Origin of the sequence: Mixta sp. BE291, from assembly GCF_031457955.1 — a bacterium.
Taxonomy (GTDB): Bacteria; Pseudomonadota; Gammaproteobacteria; order Enterobacterales; family Enterobacteriaceae; genus Mixta.
On sequence record NZ_JAVDXN010000008.1, the window covers coordinates 77,111 to 99,771 of the forward strand.

Sequence of the window (22,661 nt, forward strand, 5' to 3'; positions counted from 1 at the left end):
CCGTAGACGTGGGTGCAAAGCGCACATAAAGCGCCAGCGCCTGCACGCCGGGAAAATCCTGACTGAATGTTGCCGACGGTACAATGCAACCGCAGGTCAGATTCATCCCAAAGGCGTCAGCCACCCCTAATTTATTTTTATAAAACAGATAGTTATTACAAATAACTTCTGCTGGTTATTAGTCTGATTAAGACTCATCCTGGCAGCCATTTTTAGGCGTTTTCGCTATGGATTCCTGCTGAACAAGCCTTTTTTGCCGGTGTAAATTTTGTTCAAATTTTAAAAACCAGTGATATAATGTGAGCCAAGTCACACTTTAGTGCTGTACGTTACTGACGGATAAAGACTCCCTGACATCTTTAGCGCCGTCTTTTTCTCCAGGCGTCAGGGTTAATAAGAAACAGAGGTTGCATGTTATGGCTACGCTTACCGCCAGCCTTGTTGTAATGCGTTGGGAATTGCTGAGCGCTGTACTGATGTTTTTCGCCAGCACCTTTAAAACAAAATGTCGTCAGACCAGCCATCCGGTGATGGCATTTGTTTTCAGCGGAATTGGCGTAGGCCTGACCTGTTGGTTTGTTGCCGGGCTATTAGGGATGACGTTCAGTATGGAAAACATCAATAATTTCCTGAACATCACCAAAGATGCCTTTATTAATATCATGAGCCAAACGCCGCCTGAGTGGCCGATGCCCTGATTTAACGCCTGATAAAAAAAGCGAGCTGCCCGGCTCGCTTTTTTTATTATTAACCCCGCCGGACGCCGTTATACTTTCTTCAACATCGCCGGTAGCGTTACGTCGGTTACATCAGGCGAACCGAGCGCCGCTGGTTGCATAATATGATCCTGCAACCACATTTCACCCATCATACGATTCAGACCGCGATCGAGACCGGTTACCAGCCCTGCGCCTGGGGTAAAGGTTAATTCGCCAAAAAACACGTGCTCTTCATGGATATACCAGTCAACACGCACGTAGTCGAAATCTTTTGCCAGGGTTTTACTCAACGCTAATGCCTGTTCCAGCTTCGGCATAACCGTATTAAGATCGAGGCCGGTGTCGCGAATTTTGTACCAGGCTTCGTTCAGGTTATTAACGTAAAAGTTCATCGATAACGCCGGGTTAGCGCGGTTATAAATGACTTGCAACACATATTCAAAATTACCGTCCTTTTTATTGAACATGTGAAATTTGTAATCGATTGGCGCGCTTTTCCCATCGCCAATATATTTTTCAACCAGAATGCGCGGCTTGATGTAGCGATAATGAATTTCACGCGCTTCTTCGGAAAAATCTTTGCGCAGCCACTCCTGGCAGCGATTAATGATCAGCTGCTTTTGCAGACTGTCTGGCTCTTCTAACAGGATTTCCACCATGTTAGAGCCGTGGTTAGGCTTAACCACCGTGTTCTTCAGGCCTGGCAAACTCAGTAGCGTCGTCGGATCGCTGGTCTCATGTACCAGTGGGATCAGATACTCTTCGCCAATCGCATCAGCAATATAGTCGCGTACCGTGAACTTATCAGAGAGCTTGCCGTAACGAGCGTAATCGCCGTTGACAAACTTACGATACAGAACCTTCTCATTAAACAGCTTGGGTTCACGGATGTTGGGTAGTCTTTTAAATTTACGAAAATAATGAATGCGATCCTGGTATGCCCACGGCATTTTTTTAACAAAATAAAGAACGCTTCTTCTTAATTCATCTTTAAACTTAGACATTTTAACCTCATTTGTAAGTTTTGTAGTTGAGTGAGGAAACGTGGATCTTGTGTATGACGCCATGTTTGAAGAAGTAATTCATTACGGTCAGGGACAGAATCTCTGTGATTAAAACGCTCCATGCTGCGCCAACCAAACCGAAGCTGGTAATTAATAACCATGCCAGCGGTACGCTGATCAGCATCAAACAGAGAATTTTCTTCAACAGATAATTAAAACCTCCTTCTTTAACCATGTAACGGTATGCGACCGTCCCCATTGACGAAAAGCAAGTTGCTAACGACAACAACGTAATGAGACTTCCTGATTGTGTGTAATCTTCCCCATACAGGGTAATAATGATCTTCTCACCGTAAAGGGATACGATAAGTAGCATCAAGAGCGAAATAACCATGACATAACCATTCAGACGCGCGGTCAGTTTTAACGCTTTCTCTGACTGCTCTCTGAATATTTCAGTAAAACTTGAGGTAATAATTGCTGCAGGAATAAATATCCAGGATGCTGCGATAATATTCGCTGCGTTAAATAACCCAACATCCTTCGCAGTCCCTACGCTGACCAGGAAAAATTGCGCCATTTTTATCTGTATTGAAATAAATATGCTCGAAATAGCTAAAGGCAGTCCGGCATAAATTAAGTAACGCAGATAATTGCCGCTTTTACCGCGCGGCGGTTCTTCATCGCTGTAACGCTGATAAAAGCTGTATCGTTTAATCAGATACGGCACCAGCGTGACAGCCACGATCGATAGCGTCAGCCACAGCGGGCTCAACTTCAGCCAGGCGATGCTAAAACTGATCGCGAAACTCAGCAGCATCCCCACCGTGTTGGCGATGGTATTGAAGCGCGATGCCAACTGGGCATTGTTAAACACGCTAAAGGTATCCTGCGTAACAAACAGCGCCGCCAGAAACGAAGCCAGCGCGTAGGCGAGATAGTTTTCGCGCATGTGGTAGTACATCCAAACCAAAAGCGGTAAGGAAAGCAGCAACAATAGAGCCAAACGCAGCTTTTTGGCGATGGTCATCAGACGCATCCCTTTCTGCGCGCTTTTACTGATGCGCTTAAACAGAAGGGTTTCAGTGCCAAAAATCGCAATAGTTTGCACCACTGAGAACAGCGATGTTGAAAAAGACATCTGCCCAAATACCGTGGGTCCAAAAGACTTTGCTACATAAGACGTGACAAAAATGACGCCAAATATGGACACAAATTTTTCAGATATCATCCAGGCGGCGTTGGACATCACACTGTATTTCATCGACGCATCCTTTGTATTTCTTACTACTCACATATGAAAACGACATCCGTGTTTAAAACGTACAATTACGCACAGTGAACTCTGGCGACACAAGATTAAAAACCACATCTAATTAGCGGTTATTTAAATAACTACCCACTTGCCTTTACCTGAGATTTTTCTCATAGGCTATCTGGTAAAAAATGGCCTTTGTATTTTTGTGTAAACGATTTCATAAAAATTATTTTTTGAAAGCAACCCTGGCACAAATTTACCGTTACGCAAGTTCATTTAAGCGTGCCGGCATTGCCAAAATCGTTCTCCTGACGGGGAGAGAATTTATAACAAAACTGGGTGTTGAGAAAGGTATGGGGGTAAGCCAAAGATAAAATAAGAGAAATCCCATGATGATATTTCTACAGGATAACTTAACTTATTGCTTGCCATTCAAATCGCGCACTTTAATACGCTGCTTTAATATTCCAGGGGATTAGATCCATTTATTATTGCAGCCGCTCTCATCCATTAATTGATTAGAAAGGTAACAGCATTTATGAGAAAGTCACGATACACCGAAGAGCAAATCACCAATGCGATTAAAGCTTCTGAGTGTGGCGTTAAGGTCAAAGACATCTGTGAAGATTTGGGGATTTCTGAAGCGACCTTTTACAGCTGGAAGAAAAAGTATGCCGGGCTCTCTTCTGAAGAAGGGAGAAAAATCAAAGAGTTAGAAGAGAAACTGCAAATGCTTAATCGGGAACTGCAAATGCTCAGCTCTGATAAAGCGATGCTGCAAAGCGTGGTGAAAAACTTCTTTACCACTAATGATAAGCGGCAAGCCGTTAATTATTTACAAGATACTTTCGAGATCGGTACGCGTCGCAGCTGCCGCCTGCTTGATATTAGCCGCAGCGTTTATCACTATCCCTCCGGGCAGTGTGATAATCACTGATACAATATTTATACAGCAACGCAGGATAAGTCTGATAAGTATAGATGTGTGAAATTAACTAAAATTTTAAGAACCAGCCATTCGTACCATTTTTTCCTGAACCATTTCAGTTTAGGCGCGATTGTTTTTTAGGCTTTCTTTTATCACACTCACATTAAAACCCTTTATTTCAGGTGTTTCCCGGCTTACTTTTCTTTACTTAAGCAAGAAAAGAAGCCGGGAAGCACTTTAGCGCTGCTAATTATCTTCCCTGGTCCGGCCCGTTTGCCTTCAATCTGCCTTATCCTTTCCAGATAAATCTGTATCTGCTTTCCGGCGCATTTTAGTGAAAAGCAGCGGCTGAGATACGCAGCCAACTGGCTACTTGCCACCGGCTGTTAACGCTATTAGGTTAATGATATTAACGGTTAACAGCGAAACAGGCCGTTTAAAAGGTAATCAACCGCGCCTTTACTTTCATACCACTAATGATTTTTACCGGTTAATGGCGCTATCCGCTTCGTCTGTTCTGGGTTACTCAAGCTTACCGTGGATCGCTATTTTTACAGTAATGTGACAAGGAACACATTAGCAACACAGTAGTAAACGTTGACATTATGGTGCCTGAGTTGAAACGTTTTAGCGAAAAATCCGATAGCGCGGAAGGGTGCACTTATGGCAAGACAATCAGATAGTTAGTGGAAAAAACGCTAAAATAAACCGTCTTATCAACTTAAGCATAATCTTAATATCAGGGCCAGTTTTTATCTACTGCAATATTAGCCTTCTTTCAGCAAAATTTTTATTTGTTTGATAGGTTTTTTTCACGTAAACGTTGCCACTTAAAGCAAATCAAAACAAAAATAGCCAAAAGCCGTTGAGGGTTTTCTTAAAAAAGCGCAGCCAGCTTTTAAACAAGCTTTAAACAGGCTGCTTTTTTTCGAGGGATATTAAGGGGAAATGTCTAACGGCTTTACTATTGGCTCAGGCTTGATGCGAATAGCAATCAATACCCCAAAAATTAAACAGAGGATACCTGTCAGCGTAAGTAGCGGGGGCCAGCTTTGACGCAACATAAAGGTATAGGCCAGGCCCGCCAGCGTTTCAAAAACGATCAGCGGCCCTACCAGCACCGTCGGCAGACGCTGGCAGGCTTCATTCCAGCACAGCGCGCCTAACCACGAACAAAACAACCCGATCGCCAGCATCAAAAGAAGAAACACCTCTGGCCGTGGGCCAAAAGGCAGGGCGAAGGTCGGCTGGGTCCATTTCAGCATCAGGGTGGTTAATAGCCAGCCCAGCAGCGCCAGCGGCAGCGTAGCCACGCCTTGCGCCGTGGCCCAGGTGCCCGGCTTTTTATCGGGATTAGCACGTAGCCATCGGGCATTGCGTAACGGATACCAGGTCCAACAGATTACCGCAACGATTGCCAGCGCGATGCCGCTCAGATAGCGTCCAGGTTCAATATATTGCGCCGCGCCGCGTAACTCAGCGACGTTAACGCAAAGCAGGCCGATAACGATTAGCAACAGCGCGGGCATCAGCTTGCTCCAGGCCAGGCGTCCTTCCTGACGACCATACAATAGGTTTGAGGTGATGGTCATCACTACCGGCAGCGTACCGATCAGCATGGTTGAAACAGGCGCGCCGGTACGTTGAATGGCGGCGGCCAGGCAGCAGTAATAAATCAGGTTGCCGATCAAGGTTAGTCGGAAAGCTTCCGCCCAGTCGCTGCGCGTCAGACGTTTCAGACGGCGTCGATCGTACCAGGCCAGCCCCAGGGCAATAATGCCAAAGGCCAGATAGCGTCCTACGGAAAGCATCGAGGCCGGATATTCCGGCACCAGTAATGGACTAACAAAAATTAATCCCCACATCAGGCCGGCGGCCAGCGCAAAAAGAACTCCTGCAAGCATAGCAGTCTCATTGAAAAGTGTATGAGCAGCCATTGTGCCGCAGCGTTAGCGGAAAATATTGTAGGAGATTGCGCTCAGGGCGGGTGAACGACGCCGGGCTGCCTGCCCGTTCGCTGTTTAACGGCCAGCTATCTGCTTTTGATAACGAACGGGCGTGACGCCATAGCGATGAGCAAAGGCGCGCGTCAGATGCGCCTGATCGGTTAATCCTACGCTCAGGGCGACGTCGGCGGCGCTATGCCCCTGCGCCAGCAGGCGCTTGGCCTCAAACAGACGAAAAGCCATCAGCATCTGGTGCGGCGTAACGTGAAAGTGACGTTTGAACTGACGTAAGAAATGGTAAGGGCTGAGCGAAACCAGCGCGGCCAGTTCCGCCAGCGTAACCGGCTGAGCATAGCTGGAACGCAGATAGTCGCGCACGATATCGAAACGGTGCAGCTTTTCCTGTGGCGTTTTTTCGGCAATGCGGGCGTAAGGCCGAAACAGATCAACCAGCTGCAGCAGTTGTCCCTGCGCCGTCAGCGCATCAGGCGCCTGCCACAGGGCGGCAATGGCCTGCGAAAGCTGGTTAGCGATCGCGGGATCCTCTTTAACGACGTCGGTAAACCACCAGCCGCGATCGCCCGTTAACGCCTCCAGCGTGGCGGGATCGATATAGATCATCCGGTAACGCCAGCCCTCTTCCACCAGCGACTGACCAGTATGCAGCTCATCAGGATTCATCATGACCAGCGACTGTGCCGCCGCAATATGGCTGGCGCCGCGATAGCGGAAACGCTCCGCGCCGAAATTAATCGCGCCAAGACCAAAAGCTTCATGCGTATGAGGCTCAAAGGCATAACGGGAAATATGCGCCTGGTAAAGCTCAACGCCGGGCAGTTCGCTCAGCTGACGAAACTGGGCGCGATCTTTTTCATGGGGGAATTGTTCCGGCACACCCTGCACGCTGGGCTCCTGACTGGAAAGAGAGAAAGCAGAGCATGGCAGTTACGCACAGATAACGCAAAAGGTCGCTAACCCGCAGCGCATTTTTTGCGAGAGGCATCGAAAAAAGGGCGACGCTTATCCGTCGCCCTTATTAACCCGATTAATGCGCCGGTAACTGAAACGCCGACACGGTGTTTTTCAGGTAGTTAACCTGTTCTTCCAGCGAAGAGGCGGCAGAAGCGGACTCCTGCACTAACGCGGCGTTCTGCTGGGTGACGCCATCCATCTCTGTTACCGCCTGTTCAATTTGCAGAATGCCGCGGCTCTGCTCGTCGGAAGCGGTAGAGACTTCCTGCATCAGCGCATTTACGCGCGTAACGGAATCGATGATATTCGCGATCGCCTCACCGGTTTTGCTGACCTGCTGCGATCCCTGGCTGATGCTGGTTACCGAGTCTTTGATTAAGCCTTCGATTTCACGCGCGGCGGCGGCGCTGCGCTGCGCCAGGTTGCGCACTTCACCGGCAACCACTGCAAAACCGCGTCCTTCTTCTCCGGCACGCGCCGCTTCCACCGCAGCGTTCAGCGCCAGGATGTTGGTCTGAAAGGCGATGCTGTTGATTACGGTGGTGATCTCTTCGATTTTGCGTGAACTTTGCGTAATGCCGCTCATGGTGGTGATCACTTCTTTCGAGACATCATCACCGGTTTGTGCCGCTTTCACCGCTTCCTGCGTCAGACGCGTTGCCTGATAAACGTTATCGGTATTCTGCTTCACCGTCGCGCTCAGCTCTTCCATGCTGGCTGCGGTCTGCGTCAGCGCCGAAGCCTGCTGCTCCGTGCGTGAAGAGAGGTCGATATTCCCGGCAGCAATTTCCTGTGAGGCGTTAGCCACCGAGTGACAGGAGTCGCGCACCTGGCTAATGATTTGAATCAGCGCCAGACGCATCTGCTCAATTGAGCGCATAACCTCGGAAATTTCGGTACGCGAAGTGGTGCTGACCGGCACGCTGTGCTGCAGCTGTCCTTGCGCGATTTTGCTGCACAGATCTTTCGCCGCCAGCAGTGAATCAAGCAGGTATTTTTTCAGCAGGAAATAGATCAGGCTGATAATAAAAACAAACACCACGGCGAACAGCACCAGCATAATCACCGAGAAGTTAAAGTTCTGCTGAGCATCTGAGTTCAGCGCTTTCGCATAGGTTTCGTGCAGCGCCAGCACTTTATCCAGCGCAATTTCATACTGGCGATCCAGCTTCGCTACCGTCGCGATCTGGTTAGTGAATCCAGCCTGATCGCCGTTATGCGCCGCAGCGATCAGCGGTTCGATTCCCTGCTGCTTATAGTTCAGCCAGGCTTGCTGATATTCCGCCAGCAGCGCATCTTCATTTGCCAGCCGGGGCGCTTTTACGTAGGCGGCAAAAGCATCATCCATTTTTTGTACCAGCGTATCCACGCCCGCCAGCCTGGCGTTAGCGCTCTCAACGTCGCCTTTCTCCAGCTGCTTCATATATTCCATCAGATGCACGCGCAGGTTACGGCTGTGGTTTATCGGGTCGATAATCGACAGCACGACGCGGATCTCTTTGTTGACGCTGTCGAGCGAGTTATTGCTGCGTATAAACAGCCAGGCGTTGGTAAGGGAGCTGATTAAAAAAATTGCCAGTAAAGCGAGCAGGATTACCAGCGAAGAACGTTTGATGGTCATGAAAGGGATCTCTGAATAAAACCGGTGGCCTGGTTATCGGCGATAGCCAGGTTTTTATTATGGTTTTACCCGCTGAAACCCCCTTCTTTTTGCGTTTTATAAGCAGTTCATTGATCTCGCAGAAAAAATTTATGGCGGGTGATAAAACAGTCTGATCTTTATTCAGCGCGCCCATTCGCGCTGACGCCATTCGCTGGGCGTCTGCTGGTACACTTTGCGAAACAGGCGGGAAAACTGCATCTGATCGTTGTAGCCTACCGAGCAGGCCACGACTTTTACCGGTAGCTTTTTATCCTGTAGCAGTGAAGCAGCTTGCGACATGCGTAGTAATAACAGGTAATGCTTGGGTCCATAGCCAAACTGCTGATGAAACAGGCGGCTCAGGTAGCTGCGATCGATACGGCAGTAACGCGCCACATCAACAATATCAAAACGCTTCTGGTAATTACGCTCCATCCAGCCGATCGCCTTGTCCAGATGACGATTCTCACTTACCGCAGGACGGCAGCCGTTTTGCGCATGGTTTACCAGAACGTCCAGCAGCAGAAAAGTCTGCCCGGCGATACGCAGTACCTGATGCGTTTCCAGCTGAATAAGTTGTCGCAATAGCTGGCACGCTGTCGTCTCATCCGTCTGGGGCTGCGCACGATAGACCGGCATCGCGCGGCTTAATCCGCATGACTCAAAAGCGCGACTGGCGATTAAGCCATCCAGCTCGATCCACATATATTCCCACGGATGATTTTTATCTGCGGTATAGGTGGTGATGTCATGAGGATGGATCAGAAAAGCCTCGCCCGCTTTCACCTGCCATGCGCCGCTTTCGGTAAATAACGTGCCGCTCCCCCGAACAACATAATGCAGTAAATAGTGCTGACGCACGGCAGGACCATAACTGTGTTGGCTCAGGCAAGCCTCATGACCAAACTGATAAACATTCAATCCCAAATGGGTCATCTCTTCCGGCCGCAGATCTTTCTGCATCTTTTCTCCGACGCGCTGGTTCACAAATTGACAATGCTATTTCCCCGCCTGCGGCAGTATAGGCCAGTGGCCACGCGTTATAACCTCGCTGTTTACGCATTGAGAAGAAGATCACATTTCATTTACCGCATCGTTTTCTGCCATATGGAAGTCACAAATCAACATATGATACGCAGGCTTCCTCACCTACAGTCTGTGCGGTCACTTCCTTAATCACAGCACAAGGTGGGTTATGAAAATTACGTTCATTGGGGCGGGAAGCACCGTTTTTGCTAAAAACGTGCTGGGCGATATTCTGGCAACGGCGGCCATATCCGATGTGGATATTGCGCTTTACGATATTGATGAGCGTCGCCTAACCGAATCCTGGAATATGTTGAACAATATCAACCGCAATATTAATCAGGGGCGGGCCAGAATTGCGAAGTATGCAGGCGTGGAACAGCGGCGGGCCGCGCTGGCGGGCGCCAGCTACGTGATTAACGCCATTCAGGTTGGCGGCTATCAACCCTGTACCCTGACCGATTTTGAGATTCCCAAAAAATATGGCCTGCGACAAACTATTGCCGATACGCTGGGCATTGGCGGCATTTTTCGGGCGCTACGTACGCTGCCGGTGATGTTCGACCTGGCACGTGATATTGAGATCTGCTGCCCGGATGCCTGGCTGTTGAACTATACCAACCCGATGGCGTCGCTGACCGGTGCGATGCTACGTCACACCGGCGTCAAAACGGTTGGGCTATGTCACAGTGTGCAGGTCTGCGCCGAGACGTTGCTAACATCGGTGGATATGCCCACTGACGGCGTGAAATATCATATCGCCGGTATTAACCATATGGCATGGCTCCTGAATATTACCCGTCACGGCGAAGATATTTATCCAGAGATCCGTCGTCGCTCTGCCGCTCTGACGCACAAGCATGACGATATGGTGCGCCACGAGATCATGCGCGTCTTTGGCTATTACGTGACGGAATCTTCCGAGCACAACGCGGAATATATGCCTTACTGGATCAAAGGTCGCTACCCGGAACTGATCGAGCGCTTTAATATTCCGTTGGATGAATATCCGCGCCGCTGCGTCGAACAAATTGAACAGTGGCGTGACGTTGGCGAAAGGCTAACGCAAAACCAGTCCCTGACGCATACCCGCACCCACGAATACGCTTCATGGATTATTGAAGCCATTGAAACCGATCGTCCCTATAAAATCGGCGGTAACGTGCTGAATAAGGGGCTGATCACTAACCTGCCCACCGAGGCGTGTGTAGAAGTGCCTTGTCTGGTGGATGGTCAGGGAATTACCCCCTGCTATGTGGGCGATCTACCGCCACAGCTGGCTGCGCTTAACCGCACCAACATTAATACCCAGCTGCTGACGATTGAGGCGGCGGTCAGCGGCAAAAAAGAGCATATCTATCACGCGGCTCTGCTCGACCCGCATACTTCCGCTGAGTTATCGATCGATGACACCATCCGGCTGTGCGACGATCTCATCGCCGCCCACGGCGACTGGCTGCCAGCCTGGCGCTAGTTTTTTCACCTCAACCCTACCCTGCGGCAGAAATCGGTTCATGGCTGTGGCTTCTGCCGCTTAAAAAATGAGGAAAGCAGAATGAGCGTTTCCCTGAAAACAAAAATCAGCTATGGCTTTGGGGCGTTTGGCAAGGATTTCGCTATCGGTATTATCTATATGTATCTGATGTACTACTACACCGACGTCGTGGGCATATCGGTAAGCATGGTCGCCACGCTGTTTTTGGTGGCGCGTATTCTTGATGCGCTGGCAGATCCGCTAATGGGCTGGATAGTGGAGCGCACCCGCTCGCGCTGGGGCAAATTCAAGCCGTGGATATTGATCGGCACGTTGTTAAACGCCGCAGTGTTGATCAGCGTATTTTGCGCCCATCACTTCTCCGGTATCGAACTGATTGTCTATATCTGGGTGACCTATCTGCTGTGGGGTTTTACCTACACCATTATGGATGTCCCTTTCTGGTCACTGGTGCCCTGCATTACCCTCGATAAGCGTGAGCGTGAAGCCTTGACGCCCTGGCCGCGTTTTTTCGCCAGCAGCGCGGGTTACCTGACCGGTGTCATCGGGCTGCCGCTGGTGCATTGGCTTGGCGCGGGCGATGAAGGTCAGGGGTTTATGCGTTTTACCTTTATCCTGGTGTTCTTTTTCATCCTCTCCACGTTGGTAACGCTCCGCAACGTTAAAGAACGCTACTCTTCGTCACACAGCGCGCAGCAGGTTGCCCACCGCCTAAGCGACGTTTTAATGTTAATCTACCGCAATAAGCCCTTGTTTGCGCTGTTGATTATGGCCCTCTCATGGAACCTGGCGCATAACATTATTACCTCTTTCGCCATCTACTATTTCAAGTATGTGGTGGGGCGGGCCGATCTCTTTCCGTGGTACATGATGTTTGCGGGCGTAGCGAATCTGTTAACCATCGTACTGTTTCCAAAGCTGGCGCAACGTTTCTCCCGACGTAAACTCTGGATAGCCGCCTCGCTGCTGCCGGTGGCGAGCTGCTTTCTCCTGCTGGGCGTGGCGCTGTTTGCTCCGCAAAGCGCTGCTCTCATCGCGCTTTCCGGCATGCTGGTCAACGCAGGCGGCGCTTTCTTCTGGGTGATGCTGGTGATTATGGTGGCTGATACCGTTGATTATGGCGACTATGCACTGGGCGTGCGTATTGAAAGCATCGCCTATGCGGTGCAAACCATGGTGGTGAAAGCAGGTTCCGCCTTTGCCGGGCTGGTCATCGGCGTCATGCTGAGTCTGGTCGGCTATGTGCCCGGCGTGGTGCAGAGCAGCAACACCGTTACGGGTATGCAGGTCATTATGGTGGGCGCTCCGCTGCTGTTTTTCGTGGTTACGCTATGGGTTTATCGCCGCTATTACCATCTGGACGGCGCACTGCTGAACCAGGTGCAGGTGCATCTACAACAGAAATATGGCGCTGGTAAAAATAGTGAATCTCCCGCCCCCTCTGCGCGTCTGCCATTAACAACGGCAGAATAAAACCGTTTGACCGGGCCTGCTCCACTGGCGGCCCGGCAAGCTTTCTTCCTTTTTCCAGATGCGACACTATCACCCGCCTTAAAAAATGTGCCATGATTAGCTAAATCGGTTTAGCATGATTAGCTAAGAGGAACGCATGACAAAACGTATCTGGGTATTAGGTGACGCCGTGGTGGATCTGCTGCCTGAAGGCGAACAGCATTTGATGGTTTGTCCGGGCGGTGCGCCGGCAAATGTGGCGGTCGGCATCGCCCGGCTCGGTGGCAACAGCGCCTTTATTGGCTGCGTAGGCCAGGATCCTTTTGGTCGACTGCTGCAAAAAACGCTTCAGCAGGAAAAAGTGGATACGGGTTATATGCGCGCGCTGCCGGAACAGCGTACTTCCACGGTGCTGGTTGGCCTGGATGACGAAGGCGAACGCACCTTTACCTTTATGGTGCGCCCCAGCGCCGACCTGTTCCTTACTCCAGCGGATTTGCCCGTGTTTCAGTCAGGCGAAGGGCTGCATTTTTGCTCAATCGCGCTCAGTGCGGAACCGTCACGCAGTGCGGCTTTCACCGCTATCGATCAAATTCATCAGGCGGGCGGCTGGGTCAGTTTCGATCCTAACCTGCGCGAAGACCTTTGGTTAAATCCGCAGGAGATGCGCCGCGTCGTTGAGCAGGCGTTAAACAAAGCAGATGTGATCAAACTTTCGCTGGAAGAACTGTTTTTCCTGACCGATAGCGACGATTTACAAGATGGCGTTACGCGCTTTAGCCGACAATATCGCCCTGCGCTACTGTTGGTTACTCAGGGCAAAGCGGGCGTTACGCTCTGGCAAAATGGTGAACTGAGCCACTATCCGGCGCCCAGGGTCAAGGTGGTAGATACCACCGGCGCTGGCGACGCCTTTGTCGCTGGCCTGCTGGCTTCACTGGTGCGCGATCCGACGCCCCTCTCGCCAATCCATCTTCATCAGGCGATCGCCAACGCGCAACATTGCGGCGCGCTGGCGACAACCGCACGCGGCGCAATGACGGCCCTGCCTTATCAGGATTTACGATAAAACTGAAAATTGCTGGCTCGGTCACATTTACTAAACCGGGTTAGCAAGTTTTGTTGATCTACCGGATCCAATTTCAATATTCTCCTGTCGAACCGGTTTAGCAAAAAAGTTAATCCTCTGGAGAATCCCTTAATTGAACATGTTGAACCCTCTGGCTGGTGTTACCGCCCTAACTCTTATCACCGCCCCTTTAGCCTTTGCCGATACCAGCATAGATCAACTTGCCACACGCCTCGCCGCCATGGAGGCACGCCTGCAGGCGGCAGAACAGCGTGCGACCGATGCGGAAAATCGCGCACGTCGGGCAGAACGACGCGTGGCCGATATTGAACAACGCGCCAAACCGCAACCGGCGGCGCATGTCGACAAACCACAGCCGGCAACGCTGGCTGACAACACACAGCCCTCCGCCCCGGCACCCGCACCCGCACCAGGGGCGGCAGCATCTTCATCATCTATGACCACCGCCAACGTGCCTGGCACGCCGGTAAGCACGCCGACTCATACCCCAGACATAGCCGAAGGCTTTGAGTTTCACGGCTATGCGCGCTCTGGCTTGATCATGAACGATGCCGCCACCAGCACACAAAGCGGCCCTTATTTAACGCCAGCGGGCGAAACCGGCGGCGCCGTAGGGCGTCTGGGCAATGAAAACAACACCTATGTTGAACTTAACCTTGAACATAAAACTCGCCTGGCTAACGGGGCGACCACCCGCTTTAAAGTGATGCTGGCCGACGGTCAGCAAAGCTATAACGACTGGACGGCGGATAGCAGCAGCCTGAATTTGCGTCAGGCCTTCGTCGAGTTAGGCAGCCTGCCAACCTTTACCGGCGCGTTCCGTAATAGCACGTTGTGGGCAGGAAAACGCTTTGATCGCGATAACTTCGATATCCACTGGCTGGATTCAGACGTGGTATTTCTGGCCGGAACGGGCGGCGGGATTTATGACGTACGCTGGAACGATCGGATACGCAGCAACCTTTCTGTCTATGGGCGCAACTTCGGCGATATTGAGACGGTCGATAACCGCATCGAAAACTACATCGTGACCGCCAATAACTTTGTCGGCCCGTTGCAGTTTATGCTCAGTGGTTTACGCGCCAAAGATAATGAAGAACGCGTTAATAACGGCAGGCGCAATGATAACGCTGGCGATACCGGTTTCCATGCGCTGGCGGCTTTACACAACGAGAGTTTTTACGGGCTGCGGGCCGGCCAGGCGAAAAGCGCCCTGCTGTATGGTCACGGTCTGGGTGCTGAAGTGAAAGGTATCGGCTCAGATGGCAACCTGACGCAAGATGCCACTACCTGGCGCCTGGCCAGTTACGGCACCACCGCCATCAACAATACCTGGAGTTTCGCTCCGGCGCTGCTGGCTCAGCAAAGCCGCCATCGCTATGTGCAGGGCGATGACTATCGCTGGCTAACGTTAAACGCGCGCTTTATTCAGGAAATTAACCAGAACTTCGCGCTGGCATGGGAAGGAAGCTATCAGTACATGGATTTAGATCCACAAGGCTTTAAAAACCGTCAAAGCGTGAACGGTAGTTTCTACAAGCTCACGCTGGCACCCACTTTCAAAGTCGGCGATATCGGCGACTTCTTTACCCGCCCGGAAATTCGTTTTTTCGCCAGTTGGATGAACTGGGATAGCTCGCTGGATAACTATGCCAGCGACGATGCCTTTGGCAGCAGCGGCTTCAGCTCCGGCGGCGAATGGAATATTGGCGTGCAGATGGAAACCTGGTTCTGATACCAGATAAAACAACATGACAGGGGGCAGTATGGATTTTAACAAGGTTGCTCAGCAACTTTTACCGCTATTAGGCGGCAGGGAAAATATTGCATCGGCCGCGCACTGCGCCACGCGTCTGCGTCTGGTGTTAGTGGATGATGCTAAAGCCGATAAAGAGGCGATCGATAAACTGGAGGGCGTTAAAGGCTGTTTTCGTAATGCCGGACAGATGCAGATTATTTTCGGTACTGGCGTAGTGAATAAAGTCTATACCGCCTTTATCCAGGCGGCGGGCATCAGCGAAGCTACAAAAGGCGAAACGGCGCAGGCCGCTACGCAAAAGCTCAATCCGGCCCAGCGCATTGCCCGGCTGCTGTCGAATATTTTCGTGCCCATTATTCCGGCTATTGTCGCCTCCGGCGTTCTGATGGGCCTGCTCGGCATGATGAAAACTTATGGCTGGGTGAATCCCGATAGCGCGCTGTTTGTCATGCTGGATATGTTCAGCTCGGCGGCCTTCATTATCTTACCTATCCTGATCGGCTTTACCGCCGCCCGCGAATTTGGCGGTAACCCCTACCTTGGCGCTACGTTGGGCGGCATCCTGACCCATCCGGCGTTAACCAATGCCTGGGGGGTGGCAGGCGGCTTTAAAACCATGGATTTTTTCGGGCTGGACGTGGCGATGATCGGCTATCAGGGCACGGTATTTCCGGTGCTGTTGGCGGTTTGGTTTATGAGCCTGCTGGAGAAGCGTTTGCGCCGAGTTATCCCGGATGCGCTGGACATTATCCTGACGCCGTTTCTGACGGTAATTATTTCCGGTTTTGTCGCCATGCTGATCATTGGCCCGGCGGGACGGGCGCTGGGCGATGGCATTTCACTGGTATTAAGCACGCTGATTGCACATGCTGGCTGGCTGGCTGGCTTGCTGTTCGGCGGGCTTTATTCAGTGATTGTGGTCACCGGTATTCATCATAGCTTCCATGCCATCGAAGCGGGGCTGTTAGGTAATCCTGCTATCGGCGTTAATTTTCTGCTGCCGATCTGGTCAATGGCAAACGTGGCACAAGCGGGTGCCTGTCTTGCGGTTTGGTTTAAAACACGCGATATCAAAGTGCGTAGCATCGTGCTGCCTTCCGCCTTTTCCGGCCTGCTCGGCATTACGGAAGCGGCTATTTTTGGCGTAAACCTGCGTTATATGAAACCCTTTATTGCCGGAATCCTGGGCGGTGCGGCGGCGGGTGCCTGGGTAGTGATTAGCCATGTCAATATGACGGCGGTTGGGCTGACGGCGCTGCCCGGCATGGCGATTGTGCAGGCTAGTTCGCTGGTGAACTATATTATCGGTATGGCGATCGCCTTCGGTATCGGCTTCCTGCTTTCCCTGCTACTGAAATATAAAGTGGAGGCCAGCGCATGAAAGAGACCGCACTTCTGAAACAAACCACTAAGGCGCTGATGCAAGGACAGCTACGCGCTGCGCAGGATCCTCATCGCCCCGCCTGGCACCTGGCCCCGCCGGTGGGGCTGCTAAACGATCCAAACGGTTTTATTCATTTTAATGGACATTTTCATCTGTTTTACCAATGGAATCCGTTGGCCTGCGCGCACGGCGCTAAGTTTTGGGGACACTGGCGCTCTGACGATCTGGTTCACTGGCAACATGAGCCGATTGCGCTAGTGCCGTCGGAAGAGTATGAAAGTCACGGCTGTTACTCTGGCTCTGCGGTAGACGATAATGGCGTGCTGACACTGATCTATACCGGCAACGTGAAGTTTTCTGAAGGCCGCACGGCCTGGCAGTGCCTGGCTACGCTGGAAGAAGATGGCAGTTGCCACAAGCTGGGTCCGGTGCTGGCGTTACCTGACGGCTACAGCGGCCACGTGCGCGATCCGAAAGTGTGGCGGCACGACGACGGACAGTGGTACATGGTACTGGGCGCGCAAAGCTTAGCGGGTGAAGGCAAAGTACTGCTGCTACGCAGCCCTGACCTGCATAACTGGCAACGGCTGAACGAGATCGCCGGGAGCGGACTAAATGGGCTGGGCGAGTTTGGTTATATGTGGGAATGTCCGGATCTGTTCCGGCTTGGTGACCGCGATATCCTGATTGTCTGCCCGCAAGGGCTGGCTCCTCAGCAGACACGCTGGCTTAATACCTTCCAGAGCGGCTACTTTATCGGCGAACTGGATTATCAGCAGGCGCGTTTTCCGCACGGCGAATTTCATGAACTGGATCTTGGCTTTGAGTTCTATGCGCCGCAAACCACCGCCAGCAGCGATGGCCGACGTCTGCTGTTCGGCTGGATGGGCATTCCCGATGGGGACGAGTTTTACCAGCCAACCCTCGCTTACGGTTGGATCCATCAGATGACCTGCCCGCGTGAGCTAACGCTGGAACAGGGGAGCCTGCGTCAGCGCCCAGCCCGTGAGCTACAGCGTCTGCGTTATTCACCACAGACGCTACAGGGCGCGGCGCATCAGCTGGCGCCATTCGACATTAGCAGCGCTGAACTGCTGATCCACCCAGAGGGCGAGCTGACATTGCATTTTGCCGATGCGCTCCGTTTACGCTGGGATGGAGAGGCGCTTCAGCTATCACGGCGTAATCCGCGTAGTGGCCTTGAGGAGCATCGATACTGGCACGGTAGCCTTACTCAACTGCATATTTTTTGCGATCGCTCCAGCGTGGAAATTTTTATTAATGATGGCGAAGCAGTGATGTCCAGCCGCTATTTTCCTGCGGTTGCGCCGCGGCTATTACTGGAAGGCGAAGCCAACCTCAGGTTGCATTACTGGCAGCTGGAAGATGGCGTGATAGTATAATCGCATCAAGTCATCCTGATGTAGCCAACAGTGAATAAACCAAAACGCGTCACGATCAAAGATATCGCCCAGCTGGCGGGCGTCTCGAAGTCTACCGCCAGCCTGGTTCTCAGCGGACGGGGCAAGGAGCTGCGCGTATCTGAAGCGACGCGCGAGCGGGTCATGGATATTGCGCGTCAGGCGCATTATCAACCCAGCATTCATGCTCGCGCCCTGAACTCTTCCCGTAGTCATACCGTAGGTCTGGTGGTACCGGAAATGACGAACCAGGGCTTTGCCACCTTTTCCCATGCGCTGGAAACCCTGTGCCGCGATGCCGGGCTACAGCTTCTGATTGCCTGTACTGATGAGAACGCCAGTCAGGAAACACTGGCGGTCAATAACCTGATCCAGCGCCAGGTTGATGGCTTAATTGTTGCCTCCAGCATGTTGAATGATGCCGAATATCAGAAGATTAACCAGCAAATTCCGGTGGTGCTGTTTGACCGTCATTTAGGCGACTCTTCACTGCCTCTGGTGATCACCGAGGCGGTCGAACCCACCGCTACCCTGGTGGAAACCGTTGCGCGGGAAGGTTTTGACGAGTTCTATTTTTTCGGCGGGCAGCCGCGCATTTCGCCAACGCGCGATCGGTTGGACGGTTTTCGTCAGGGGCTGGCACGAGCGGGCGTTGAGGTAAAATCGGAGTGGATTATGCATGGCCATTACCATGCCAGTTCAGGTTATGAGATGTTCGCCGAGCTCTATATGCGTCTGGGGCGCGTGCCGCAGGCATTATTCTGCGCAGCTTGTGGCCTACAGGAAGGGGTGCTGCGTTACTTGAGCCAGCACGGGCTGTTGGATCAGCCGATCCGCCTGTGCAGTTTTGACGATCACTATCTGTATGATGCGCTATCAGTGAAAATCGATACGGTGGTACAGGATGAACGTATGCTGGCCTGGAACTGTTTTGAGATTGTATCGGGCTTAATGGAAGGCGAAACGCTGGAGAACCGGCAACGTCACCTACCGGCGCGGCTGAAATGGCGTAGCGTCTGATACGGCTACACCAGGTATTATCTGTAATTCCGCCACTTTATTGTCAGGGTCATCGCACTGTCATATTGCGCACGTAACACTCCAGAGCTGCAATATCACTTCTTTTACGAGGCCCGTCATGAGCGAGAACCAAACCTGGCACGCCGCTTCATCGTCTGCATCGGCGCGTCCTAACCTGAGCAGTAAACACAGTAAAAAAACCGCCTTTGCCGTGATTACCCTGATCGCCGCCGGGCTTGTTTTTGCTGGCGTAAACCTGTTTGCCGATGTGGAAGAATCGGGGCAGATCGTTACCAGCTATTTCCCCTTTGTGCTGTTAGGCCTGGCGCTGGTGATTGCGCTGGCCTTCGAGTTTGTCAACGGTTTTCATGACACCGCCAATGCGGTAGCCACGGTAATCTACACCCATTCGTTGCCGCCCGGCGTGGCGATCCTCTGGTCCGGCCTGTGCAACTTCAGCGGCGTGCTGCTTTCCAGCGGCGCGGTGGCCTTCGGGATTATTTCTCTGCTGCCGATGGAGCTGATGTTGCAGGCAAGCAGCGGCAATGGCTTCGCCATGATTTACGCCCTGCTCTTTTCTGCGATAGCCTGGAACCTTGGCACCTGGTATCTGGGGCTGCCCTCTTCTTCCTCTCATACGCTGATCGGCTCGATTATTGGCGTCGGCGTGGCCAACGCCATTAATAACGGCCGTAGCGGGATGGAAGGCGTTAACTGGGATCAGGCGCTTAATGTCGCTTATGCGCTGCTTTTTTCGCCGATTATCGGTTTTGCCAGCGCCGCGCTGCTGCTGTTAGCGATGAAAAAATGGCTGCGTAATCGCCAGCTTTACAGCGCGCCGGAAGGGCAACAGCCGCCGCCGGGCTGGATCCGCGCGCTGTTAATCCTGACCTGTACCGGCGTTTCTTTTGCGCATGGCTCTAATGACGGACAAAAAGGCATGGGGCTGATTATGCTGATTCTGGTAGGCGCGATGCCGATCGCCTATGCGCTTAACCGTTCGGTGCCGCCTGAACAGATTCCGCGCGTTGCGGCGCTGGCGCAGATCACCGGCCAGCAGCTGATCGGACAACAGGCGTTGCCGCCACAGGCTGCGCCGCGCGACGTGCTGATGCAGTTTATGCGTAGCGGTGATAATACGCCGCAGGTTGCGCCTGCGCTGGGGGCGCTGCTGGATAAAATTGGCCGCCAGATCAAACAATATGGCTCAATGGAAAATATTCCGGCGCAGCTGGTCGCTAATACCCGTAATGATATGTATCTGGCTGCGGAGAGCATCAAGCAGCTCAAGGCGGCAAAAGCGCAATTCCCAACGGATACGCAAAATAACCTTAACGCCATGAAAAGCGAGCTGGATAACGCGACCCGCTTTATTCCTCTTTGGGTGAAAGTGGTGGTGGCGCTGGCGCTGGGCCTCGGCACCATGGTGGGCTGGCGACGCATTGTGATTACGGTCGGCGAGCGGATCGGCAAAACCCACCTGAGCTATGCGCAGGGTGCCAGCGCAGAGCTGGTTACGGTCGCGACCATCGGTGCCGCTGACGCATTTGGCCTGCCGGTTTCCACTACGCACGTTCTCTCTTCCGGCGTGGCGGGCACCATGGCGGCAAACCGCTCTGGTCTGCAGATGGCGACGCTACGCAACCTGCTGATCGCCTGGGTGCTGACGCTGCCGGTGTCTATCCTGATGTCCGCCTTACTGTTTATGCTGTTTATCCATCTTTAACGGCGCAAGGCGCAGCGGATGCGCCTCTCAGGCTTAGCGCAACGCGCTTCCTTCAGATAACGATAAATTATCTATACTTTACTTTTAGTTAACAGGAGGTACAGATGGCGGACTTACAACTGATTGATACGCTGGAATTAGGCGATGAAGATGCGGCAGCCTATAAATATGAAATTTATGGCGCAGATGAATCGACGCCGGAACATGCGCTGATCTTTGTTCGTCAGAGCGGAAGCGATGACTGGCAGCAGCAGGATGGCGAACTTAAATTTGCGGTAGCAGATGAAAAGCAGGAAGCCGAAAGCGGCACGATGGATTACGGCTCTGGCGACAGCATGCCGGACCTGCGTGATTTACGCCAGGAGGCGAAAGAGCGCTGCGAACAGCACTACCAGGAAAACAGCAAGGCGTGAACCGGGTAAGACAGGGCGGCCCATATAGCCGCCCTGCTGCATTACAGGATCGCCGCGACCGATTTCGCCAGCTGCGCTTCCAGTACCGGCTTCGCCTCTTCGAACTTGAGATTAACCTTATTGGCGTTAGAGACCACGCGAGTCTGATATTTCATGCGGTTGCCATCAGCCGTGCTGGTCTGCAGCTTAACGCCGGAGGTACCCTGACGCAGCGCGGCAATATTATCGGTGGTGACTTTCTCTTTACTGCGCTCGGAGATCTGCAGATCGGTAACCATGGTGTAGTTAACATCTTCAACCAGCGCGTCGGCCGCCATACCCGCCAGACCCAGCGCCAGGCCAGCACCCAGCACCGCACCGCCTGAATTGCTGTTGTAAGCGGTGATGCCGCTGCCCAGTGCCGCACCAGCCACGGCGCCTTCATAGCCGCTGCCCAGCAGGCCTTGCGCTTCACGCAGGTCCATTTTATCGGCTTTCAGTACGTTGGCTTGAATCCAGTAATAGGCGCTATCCGGAGAACTCACCACGTTATAACCTTTAGTACGCAGATCCTGCGCCAGCAGCTCAGAAAGATCGCTCATATCTTTATCAGAGGTGTTCTTGACCTGAATATAAACGGTTTTTTCCGCAGAAGGTTCCAGCCAGATGGTCTGGCTCATCTGGGTTTTTACTTCAAGGTTACGCTTTTTGATCGCCGTGGTCATAGCGCTGCAACCTGAAAGCAAAACGGCCGAAAGCGCCAGGGCAACCACTGCGTGTTTTTTATATTCCATTTTCCTGTCCTTAATGGAAAGAGCAAAATGCTCCGGATTTGAGTAAAGTTGTTATTTATCACCAGCCAGCCAAAATTAGCGCGGCAGTGAAACCAGAAATAGCCTTCTGATTAACCGTTCAAATAGAGTGCGAAATAGATTTAAAACGGAAGTTACTTTCTAATAGTAACTATTTCAGTGGTTTTTATTCACAGACATATTATTTAAGCGCTGATGTGAAATCTTCCGCTAATAGCGTTGTATACCGTTCGAGAACCGCTCTGCGCTTTTAAAATTTCGGCATAATCTACCATAAAAATATTAAGTTGCCAGTTTTAACTTAATCTTCCCGCACTGCTACGCATCGATTTAAGTTAAAGTTGCCTTTATTGATAATCAGCATTGTTTTAACGTTAACCTGCTATTATCGGCACGCATTCTGCAAAGTTTATCTTTCGGCGCGGTTTAATAGGCAGCGCGTGGTCTCGACTCGCTTACTGTTTTTCTTTATCGCCAGGGTGGTAACTCATCAGCGATATGACGTCACTCCTTGTGGATAAACCTTTGCGATTCTTATGGTTGCACGCGCTTACTCACTTAAAGATCAAGTAGTTAACTAAAAAAACTGGCCTGCATTGCCATTAAACTTCAGCG

At 51.9% G+C, this 22,661-nt stretch carries 19 protein-coding genes; 12 read left to right on the top strand and 7 right to left on the bottom strand.

Annotated features, from left to right (window positions below; translation table 11 throughout):
* The first annotated feature begins 416 nt into the window (after positions 1-416).
* Positions 417-698, top strand: coding sequence for a YjcB family protein (locus tag J2X14_RS17315; protein WP_352412422.1), 282 nt, complete (start codon positions 417-419; stop codon positions 696-698).
* A gap of 68 nt (positions 699-766) precedes the next feature.
* Here the strand turns inward: J2X14_RS17315 and J2X14_RS17320 are convergent, their stop codons facing one another.
* Together J2X14_RS17320 and J2X14_RS17325 are read right to left on the bottom strand one after the other, a co-directional pair.
* The gene (locus J2X14_RS17320; protein ID WP_352412423.1) at positions 767-1,723 is read right to left on the bottom strand and encodes an ATP-grasp fold amidoligase family protein; all 957 of its coding nucleotides are present in this window, start codon (positions 1,721-1,723) and stop codon (positions 767-769) included.
* A gap of 7 nt (positions 1,724-1,730) precedes the next feature.
* Positions 1,731-2,987: an oligosaccharide flippase family protein gene (locus J2X14_RS17325; protein ID WP_352412424.1), complete on the bottom strand. Its 1,257-nt coding sequence runs from the start codon at positions 2,985-2,987 to the stop codon at positions 1,731-1,733.
* Between the two features lie 182 nt (positions 2,988-3,169).
* Here J2X14_RS17325 and J2X14_RS17330 point away from each other — a divergent pair, with 182 nt between their 5' ends.
* Together J2X14_RS17330 and J2X14_RS17335 are read left to right on the top strand one after the other, a co-directional pair.
* Positions 3,170-3,355 (top strand): hypothetical protein, encoded by a 186-nt coding sequence (locus tag J2X14_RS17330; protein ID WP_352412425.1) that lies wholly within the window; start codon positions 3,170-3,172, stop codon positions 3,353-3,355.
* 164 nt (positions 3,356-3,519) lie between these two features.
* Positions 3,520-3,918 carry a transposase gene (locus J2X14_RS17335; protein ID WP_352412426.1) on the top strand — a complete coding sequence of 133 codons (399 nt, stop codon included), beginning with the start codon at positions 3,520-3,522 and terminating at the stop codon, positions 3,916-3,918.
* A 929-nt stretch (positions 3,919-4,847) separates the two neighbouring features.
* On the opposite strand, the gene J2X14_RS17340 is transcribed toward J2X14_RS17335, so the two are convergent.
* The 4 genes from J2X14_RS17340 to J2X14_RS17355 all read right to left on the bottom strand — a co-directional run bounded on the left by J2X14_RS17340 (position 4,848) and on the right by J2X14_RS17355 (position 9,432).
* A complete protein-coding gene (locus J2X14_RS17340; protein WP_352412427.1) occupies positions 4,848-5,813 on the bottom strand; it encodes a DMT family transporter in 966 nt (321 codons plus the stop codon).
* 117 nt (positions 5,814-5,930) lie between these two features.
* Positions 5,931-6,758, bottom strand: a complete 828-nt coding sequence (locus tag J2X14_RS17345; protein WP_352412428.1) for an AraC family transcriptional regulator — start codon at positions 6,756-6,758, stop codon at positions 5,931-5,933.
* 142 nt (positions 6,759-6,900) lie between these two features.
* The gene (locus tag J2X14_RS17350; RefSeq protein ID WP_352412429.1) at positions 6,901-8,448 is read right to left on the bottom strand and encodes a methyl-accepting chemotaxis protein; all 1,548 of its coding nucleotides are present in this window, start codon (positions 8,446-8,448) and stop codon (positions 6,901-6,903) included.
* Between the two features lie 162 nt (positions 8,449-8,610).
* A complete protein-coding gene (locus J2X14_RS17355) occupies positions 8,611-9,432 on the bottom strand; it encodes an AraC family transcriptional regulator (protein ID WP_352412430.1) in 822 nt (273 codons plus the stop codon).
* Between the two features lie 232 nt (positions 9,433-9,664).
* Between J2X14_RS17355 and J2X14_RS17360 the strand changes: the two genes are divergently transcribed.
* The 9 genes from J2X14_RS17360 to J2X14_RS17400 all read left to right on the top strand — a co-directional run bounded on the left by J2X14_RS17360 (position 9,665) and on the right by J2X14_RS17400 (position 21,255).
* Positions 9,665-10,969, top strand: a complete 1,305-nt coding sequence (locus tag J2X14_RS17360; RefSeq protein WP_352412431.1) for an alpha-glucosidase/alpha-galactosidase — start codon at positions 9,665-9,667, stop codon at positions 10,967-10,969.
* 81 nt (positions 10,970-11,050) lie between these two features.
* The gene (gene melB, locus J2X14_RS17365) at positions 11,051-12,463 is read left to right on the top strand and encodes a melibiose:sodium transporter MelB (RefSeq protein ID WP_352412432.1); all 1,413 of its coding nucleotides are present in this window, start codon (positions 11,051-11,053) and stop codon (positions 12,461-12,463) included.
* A 136-nt stretch (positions 12,464-12,599) separates the two neighbouring features.
* Positions 12,600-13,511 (top strand): fructokinase, encoded by a 912-nt coding sequence (cscK, locus tag J2X14_RS17370; protein ID WP_352412433.1) that lies wholly within the window; start codon positions 12,600-12,602, stop codon positions 13,509-13,511.
* 139 nt (positions 13,512-13,650) lie between these two features.
* Positions 13,651-15,267 (top strand): carbohydrate porin, encoded by a 1,617-nt coding sequence (locus J2X14_RS17375; RefSeq protein ID WP_352412434.1) that lies wholly within the window; start codon positions 13,651-13,653, stop codon positions 15,265-15,267.
* A 31-nt stretch (positions 15,268-15,298) separates the two neighbouring features.
* Positions 15,299-16,672 carry a sucrose-specific PTS transporter subunit IIBC gene (locus J2X14_RS17380; RefSeq protein ID WP_352412435.1) on the top strand — a complete coding sequence of 458 codons (1,374 nt, stop codon included), beginning with the start codon at positions 15,299-15,301 and terminating at the stop codon, positions 16,670-16,672.
* Positions 16,669-18,078, top strand: coding sequence for a sucrose-6-phosphate hydrolase (locus J2X14_RS17385; RefSeq protein WP_352412436.1), 1,410 nt, complete (start codon positions 16,669-16,671; stop codon positions 18,076-18,078). Before J2X14_RS17380 ends, J2X14_RS17385 begins: the two co-directional genes overlap by 4 nt.
* 30 nt (positions 18,079-18,108) lie before the next feature.
* Positions 18,109-19,116 carry a substrate-binding domain-containing protein gene (locus J2X14_RS17390; RefSeq protein ID WP_352412437.1) on the top strand — a complete coding sequence of 336 codons (1,008 nt, stop codon included), beginning with the start codon at positions 18,109-18,111 and terminating at the stop codon, positions 19,114-19,116.
* A gap of 118 nt (positions 19,117-19,234) precedes the next feature.
* Positions 19,235-20,842: an inorganic phosphate transporter gene (locus J2X14_RS17395; RefSeq protein ID WP_352412438.1), complete on the top strand. Its 1,608-nt coding sequence runs from the start codon at positions 19,235-19,237 to the stop codon at positions 20,840-20,842.
* Positions 20,843-20,946: 104 nt separating this feature from the next.
* On the top strand, positions 20,947-21,255 hold the full coding sequence (locus J2X14_RS17400) for a hypothetical protein (protein WP_352412439.1): 309 nt from the start codon (positions 20,947-20,949) through the stop codon (positions 21,253-21,255).
* Between the two features lie 41 nt (positions 21,256-21,296).
* Here the strand turns inward: J2X14_RS17400 and traT are convergent, their stop codons facing one another.
* On the bottom strand, positions 21,297-22,028 hold the full coding sequence (gene traT, locus J2X14_RS17405; RefSeq protein WP_352412440.1) for a complement resistance protein TraT: 732 nt from the start codon (positions 22,026-22,028) through the stop codon (positions 21,297-21,299).
* Positions 22,029-22,661: the final 633 nt, after the last annotated feature.

Coding starts and splice junctions, on each gene's coding strand:
- J2X14_RS17350 (WP_352412429.1), bottom strand. CDS start 8,448: ATGACCATCAAACGTTCTTCGCTGGTAATCCTGCTCGCTTTACTGGCA.
- J2X14_RS17335 (WP_352412426.1), top strand. CDS start 3,520: ATGAGAAAGTCACGATACACCGAAGAGCAAATCACCAATGCGATTAAA.
- traT (WP_352412440.1), bottom strand. CDS start 22,028: ATGGAATATAAAAAACACGCAGTGGTTGCCCTGGCGCTTTCGGCCGTT.
- J2X14_RS17380 (WP_352412435.1), top strand. CDS start 15,299: ATGGATTTTAACAAGGTTGCTCAGCAACTTTTACCGCTATTAGGCGGC.
- J2X14_RS17375 (WP_352412434.1), top strand. CDS start 13,651: ATGTTGAACCCTCTGGCTGGTGTTACCGCCCTAACTCTTATCACCGCC.
- J2X14_RS17395 (WP_352412438.1), top strand. CDS start 19,235: ATGAGCGAGAACCAAACCTGGCACGCCGCTTCATCGTCTGCATCGGCG.
- J2X14_RS17400 (WP_352412439.1), top strand. CDS start 20,947: ATGGCGGACTTACAACTGATTGATACGCTGGAATTAGGCGATGAAGAT.
- J2X14_RS17325 (WP_352412424.1), bottom strand. CDS start 2,987: ATGAAATACAGTGTGATGTCCAACGCCGCCTGGATGATATCTGAAAAA.
- J2X14_RS17355 (WP_352412430.1), bottom strand. CDS start 9,432: ATGCAGAAAGATCTGCGGCCGGAAGAGATGACCCATTTGGGATTGAAT.
- J2X14_RS17320 (WP_352412423.1), bottom strand. CDS start 1,723: ATGTCTAAGTTTAAAGATGAATTAAGAAGAAGCGTTCTTTATTTTGTT.
- cscK (WP_352412433.1), top strand. CDS start 12,600: ATGACAAAACGTATCTGGGTATTAGGTGACGCCGTGGTGGATCTGCTG.
- J2X14_RS17360 (WP_352412431.1), top strand. CDS start 9,665: ATGAAAATTACGTTCATTGGGGCGGGAAGCACCGTTTTTGCTAAAAAC.
- J2X14_RS17385 (WP_352412436.1), top strand. CDS start 16,669: ATGAAAGAGACCGCACTTCTGAAACAAACCACTAAGGCGCTGATGCAA.
- J2X14_RS17315 (WP_352412422.1), top strand. CDS start 417: ATGGCTACGCTTACCGCCAGCCTTGTTGTAATGCGTTGGGAATTGCTG.
- melB (WP_352412432.1), top strand. CDS start 11,051: ATGAGCGTTTCCCTGAAAACAAAAATCAGCTATGGCTTTGGGGCGTTT.
- J2X14_RS17330 (WP_352412425.1), top strand. CDS start 3,170: ATGGCCTTTGTATTTTTGTGTAAACGATTTCATAAAAATTATTTTTTG.
- J2X14_RS17340 (WP_352412427.1), bottom strand. CDS start 5,813: ATGCTTGCAGGAGTTCTTTTTGCGCTGGCCGCCGGCCTGATGTGGGGA.